This is a genomic window from Aquimarina discodermiae, assembly GCF_040786235.1.
GTDB lineage: Bacteria > Bacteroidota > Bacteroidia > Flavobacteriales > Flavobacteriaceae > Aquimarina.
Genome location: NZ_JBFMKP010000064.1, coordinates 1 through 4,288, shown reverse-complemented (window position 1 = coordinate 4,288; position 4,288 = coordinate 1). Strand labels below are relative to the sequence as shown.

Below are 4,288 nucleotides of genomic sequence, written 5' to 3'. Positions count from 1 at the left end.
ATATAGGATTGCGTGTGCCTTTTTAAAACACATCTTTTAATCCTAAAATTGAAAAAAATCAACAAAAACCATAATGGATGAAAAAGAAAATCGCCTAAAAATAACTTTTTAGACGACCTCTTCATTAATATTCAGAAAAAATATTTTCTAGACCACTTCGTCTCAAAAACCTTATAAACACTATAATAAATCAATTGCTTACAGTTATTACAATGTCTATATCTCTAATAAGGTAAAATTGTGTTGTATATAGAATAGAAACCCAACCAATCTCAAGTAGGGATATCTTCATATGATACTTCTGTTAATCCCTAGTAAAAAAATAGATATCTGCTCCAATGTTGTTTCCATTAATATATGGAGTAATGGCAATTCTTCTTTCGGCATACAAATAATCAAAAGTTTCGTTAATTATTGAATTATTCTTAGAAGATGCAACAAGTGGTGGCCCATCTAAAACTCCTCCAAGATTTTCTAAACTACCTTTTATTTCTTTATTAACACCATCATCTATAGTAATATCTATCTCTCTGAAATGACCATCCCATGTCTGATTAGGATTGTTTGAATAGGGTCTTAAATTGAAATAAGTCTCTTTGTTAGATGTACTCATTACCATTACCATTTTCGGATCAAGTTTATGGTTAAAAGTTGCTCTACTACCTCTTCGTTTATCTGAAACGCTTAAAGCTTGATCCGTAAGGTTAAAAATTTGAAGAACATATGCATTATCCGAAAAATGATCATTTCTATAAGCTACCATTTCAGCATGTCCCTCCGACGTCCTCGGAAAAGTTCTATAGACCCTAAAGTCTTGTTGGCTTTTTCCTATCACTTGCGTTTCTGAATCAGGGTCAATACCACTTGATAAGCCTTCGTTTTGATCGTCCTTTTCACAGCTGACTAGTATTGCTACTAAGAGCATTAAAGGCATAATTTTTAAGGTAATTCGAACATAATTTTTCATTTAGTTAAAGTTTTAAGGTTGAAAATCCGAAAGTATTAAAAAAAAGGAATTTACAAAGTGCTGAATGTATCAATGGTATATTTAATTGTATGAACAGTATATTTAGTTGTATGAATAGTATATTTAATTGTATGTGGTGATATATAGTCTAATTCAAGACCAAAATTGTACATTATATAATAATAAACCTCATCTGGTGTGTGTTTTTTATGGATATTTGAAATTACTTAGAAATGAAGTCTTTATAATTGGTTAGAAGATGTTATCATTCCTGAAGCAGTAATTTTTAATATATCAGATTTTCAAAAAAATAGGGAACTGATTATTTGTATTGGATGTCAAATTGCAGGTGTTCTCCTTTGATATTAGAAACATCAATTCCATAAATAATAGTATATTCCATTTTAGTTATTTTAAGGAAGAACAAAGTCCATAGGAATCATTAACCTATAAACATGTTTTAATGCCTTATGAGTTGCCTGGATTTTGATAGAAAAAGGAGGTGATTTTCAATTTTCTAGGTAACATTGGCATAATCAAATTTGATCCTCCTTTTTTGTTTTTTCTAATTTTGATATAAATGTAACTAGATGTTAACTTAGGTTAGTGTTAAAGTAAGAAAAGAATTATATAACATTATGAGTACCATCAAAAAAAGAGATATCTCTATACTTGGCCCTGATACTTTTACAGGAATAAGGTTAAAAACACCTGCCCAATATGCTGCTGGATTACCGGCTGTAAAAATTGCACTTCAGCATGCGTTTAAAGAAATGGGGGTAGTCAAATCATTTCATGCATTATCACAAATGAATCAAAAAGAAGGGTTTGATTGTCCTGGTTGTGCATGGCCAGACCCCGAGAAGCCATCTAAAATAGGAGAGTATTGTGAAAATGGTGTAAAAGCAATTGCAGAAGAGGCGACTAATAAAAGGGTAGATAGAGATTTTTTTGCAAAATACTCGATAGAAGAACTGTCACGATGGTCAGATTATCAAATAGGAAAGAGTGGGCGCTTAACAGAACCCATGGTATTAAGACCTGATAGTATTTATTATGAGTCGATAACCTGGGAAAAAGCATACCAGTTAATAGCAAAAGAATTAAAAGTACTTAATTCTCCAGACGAAGGAGTGTTTTATACATCAGGGAGATCCAGTAACGAAGCAGCCTTTTTATATGGTTTGTTTGTAAGAGCATTCGGAACCAATAATATGCCCGATTGTTCGAATATGTGTCATGAATCTAGTGGTGTGGCTTTAAATGAGACATTGGGAATTGGAAAAGGATCTGTGAAGTTGGATGATTTTGACAAAGCAGAGGTTGTCATTGTAATTGGGCAAAACCCAGGAACTAATCACCCCAGAATGCTATCGGCCTTACAAAAGTGTAAAGAAAATGGAGGAAAAGTAATTAGTATTAATCCTTTAGAAGAAGCGGGACTCATTAGATTTAAAAACCCTCAAGAAGTAAAAGGACTTTTATCTTCAGGTACTGCCTTAACTGATATTCATCTTCAGGTAAAAATAAATCAAGATGTAGCATTACTTAAATTGATCATTAAAAAGCTAGCTGTACTAGATAAAGAAGGTGAAAACGTTTTTGATCATCGGTTTATAGAAACGTATACCGATGGATATGAAGTATTGATACAGGATTTAGAAAAATACTCAGAAGAAGAATTATTAGTTCATTGTGGCGTACAGTTAGAAAAAGTAAATGAAACCGTTCATTTATTAGCAGAGAAAAATAAGATTATCATATGTTGGGCAATGGGGTTGACGCAACATAAAAATGGTGTAGATAATATAAAAGAGTGTGTAAATCTCTTATTGCTTAAAGGAAGTTTAGGAAAACCAGGAGCAGGAACATGCCCTGTTAGAGGACATAGTAATGTACAAGGAGATCGTAGTGTTGGTATTATGCATCATGTTTCCAAAGAATTAAATGAGACCATACAAAAAACATTTAACTTTACCCCTCCAGATAAAGAAGGTTTAGATACGGTACATGCTATAAAAGCAATGCACGATGGCAATGCAAAAGTATTTATAGCATTAGGAGGTAATTTTTTATCAGCAGCATCCGATACATTATATACAGCAGAGGCACTTCAGCGATGTAACCTTACAGTAAATATAAGTACCAAGCTTAATAGAACACATCTTGTACCTGGCAAAACAGCTTTGATCCTACCAACCTTAGGAAGATCAGAAGTAGATATGGTTGATGGAAAACCAAGATATGTAACTGTAGAAAATAGTATGGGTAAAGTTCATCAATCCAAAGGAATTCTAAAACCGGTTTCAGGAAATCTAAAAAGTGAACCCGAAATAATAGGAAATATAGCTCATACATACTTTAGTAAAGGACATGCTGTAGATTGGAAAAATCTATGTATTAATTATGAGTTGATAAGAGATAAGATGGCACTAGTTATAAAAGGGTTTGATAATGTAAATGCCAAATCCAAAGGAACCGGCTATTATCTTCCAAATAATGTAAGAGAATTAGATTTTAGTAAGCTGCCAGGAAATAAAGCAAAGTTTAGTGCATGTAGTTTGCCAGACCATTCATTAGCTATCGATGAGTTTTTGTTAATGACCATTCGTTCCCATGATCAGTTCAATACAACAATTTATGGATTAGATGATCGCTATAGAGGGGTGTATAATGAAAGGAGAGTTGTCTTTATGAACCCAAAAGATATGCAGAGACATAAGCTGCAAAAGCTAGATGTAGTTGATTTGGTTAGTAATTATGACGCAAAAGAAAGAAGAGCTTCTCAGTTTTTGGTTATTCCATATAATATTCCAGAAGGTAATTTGGCTTCTTATTTTCCAGAAACCAATGTATTGGTTCCTTATAATCATTATGCAGACAAGAGTCATACCCCAATAAGTAAGTCCATCGTAGTACGGTTAGATCTATTGCAATAGTACGAGTGTTTTGTTTTTATAGCGTTTCCCTTGGCTCTGCTTCGGGTCGGGCTCTACGTTGCAACTCCTCACACGCTTTTGGCGTATTGCGGGGTTTTCCCTTCGATCCCTAACGCGTTTTTCTAGAATAATGGGAGTTTTAAAATGATGTGTTGATTTTTTTTTAAAAAGTTTAGTTTGTAACGTGTGAGTATTCAGTTAGTTGTTAATTTAATGTAAAAAAAATGCAAATTTATAGTTGTGAAAGCAGAAAACAGTTGTATGTTTGCACCCGCAAAACGGCTATAAGTTTTGTTGTTCATTGAGGTATTAATTTTGAGATTTATTTTTTAATTATTTTTTAATTATTTTTTTTAAAAAAGTCTTGTCAGAATAAAAAAAG

General features: G+C 32.6%; 2 protein-coding genes. One reads left to right on the top strand and one right to left on the bottom strand.

The window, feature by feature from the left end; all coding sequences use genetic code 11:
• Positions 1 to 304: 304 nt before the first annotated feature.
• Positions 305 to 967 (bottom strand): hypothetical protein, encoded by a 663-nt coding sequence (locus tag ABW636_RS22475; RefSeq protein WP_367592344.1) that lies wholly within the window; start codon positions 965 to 967, stop codon positions 305 to 307.
• Between the two features lie 638 nt (positions 968 to 1,605).
• Here ABW636_RS22475 and ABW636_RS22470 point away from each other — a divergent pair.
• Positions 1,606 to 3,906, top strand: a complete 2,301-nt coding sequence (locus ABW636_RS22470) for an FdhF/YdeP family oxidoreductase (RefSeq protein WP_367592343.1) — start codon at positions 1,606 to 1,608, stop codon at positions 3,904 to 3,906.
• Positions 3,907 to 4,288: the final 382 nt, after the last annotated feature.

What these genes read in the sequence shown, in the direction of transcription:
- ABW636_RS22475 (WP_367592344.1), bottom strand. Translation starts at nt 967, where the DNA reads ATGAAAAATTATGTTCGAATTACCTTAAAAATTATGCCTTTAATGCTC.
- ABW636_RS22470 (WP_367592343.1), top strand. Translation starts at nt 1,606, where the DNA reads ATGAGTACCATCAAAAAAAGAGATATCTCTATACTTGGCCCTGATACT.